We start from the raw sequence: 1,146 nt of genomic DNA on the forward strand, positions 1-1,146 counted from the left end.
TTTCGTCGGCGCTGTAGATGTCGCCCGTAGCGTCTTCGAGTTCAACGCTGACCGCCGGGGCGGTGGCATCGATCACGCCGTTATCGGTGGCGGTGTCGCTGTTACCGGCCGGGTCAGTGACCGTGGCGGTGACGCTGAGGGCGGTGTCGCCTGCGTCGATATCGGTGATCGTGACGTTGACGCCGTTATCCAGATCCGCCTGGGTAACGGGACGGTTAAGGAGTTCGTTGCCCTTGCCGTCGGTAACCACCAGGGTGTCGCCCACCGCGGTGCCCGCACCGAGCGTGACCGTGGCGTTAACACCGTTGCTGATTTCGTCAGCGCTGTAGATGTCGCCCGTGGCGTCTTCAAGCGCCACACTGACCGCCGGGGCGGTGGCGTCGATCACGCCGTTATCGGTGGCGGTGTCGCTGTTACCGGCCGGGTCAGTGACCGTGGCGGTGACGCTGAGCGCCGTGTCGCTCGCCTCAAGGTCGGTGATCGTGACGGTGACACCGTTATCCAGATCCGCCTGGGTGACGGGACGGTTAAGGAGCTCATTGCCCTTGCCGTCGGTGACCACCAGGGTGTCGCCCACCGCAGTGCCCGCACCGAGCGTGACCGTGGCGTTAACGCCGTTGCTGATTTCGTCGGCGCTGTAGATGTCGCCCGTGGCGTCTTCAAGCGCAACGCTGACCGCCGGGGCGGTGGCGTCGATCACGCCGTTATCGGTGGCGGTGTCGCTGTTACCGGCCGGGTCGGTGACCGTGGCGGTGACGCTGAGGGCGGTGTCGCCTGCGTCGATATCGGTGATCGTGACGGTGACACCGTTATCCAGATCCGCCTGGGAAACTGGGCGGTTAAGGAGTTCGTTGCCCTTGCCGTCGGTGACCACCAGGGTATCGCCCACTGCGGTGCCCGCGCCGAGCGTGACCGTGGCATTGACGCCGTTGCTGATTTCGTCAGCGCTGTAGATGTCGCCACTGGCGTCTTCAAGCGCAACGCTGACTGCCGGGGCGGTGGCATCGATCACGCCGTTATCGGTGGCGGTGTCGCTGTTACCGGCCGGGTCGGTGACCGTGGCGGTGACGCTGAGGGCCGTGTCGCCAGCATTGATATCGGTAACTGTAACGCTGACACCGTTATCCAGATCCGCCTGGGTGATCG

Annotated in this window: 1 protein-coding gene; it reads left to right on the plus strand. The window is 64.9% G+C overall.

The features are described from left to right. Positions 1-1,146: hypothetical protein (locus tag ACFFLD_RS20190; protein ID WP_386072504.1), on the plus strand; the 1,146-nt coding region annotated here is incomplete at both ends.

Origin of the sequence: Vreelandella sulfidaeris (assembly GCF_042429665.1) — a bacterium.
Taxonomy (GTDB): domain Bacteria; phylum Pseudomonadota; class Gammaproteobacteria; order Pseudomonadales; family Halomonadaceae; genus Vreelandella.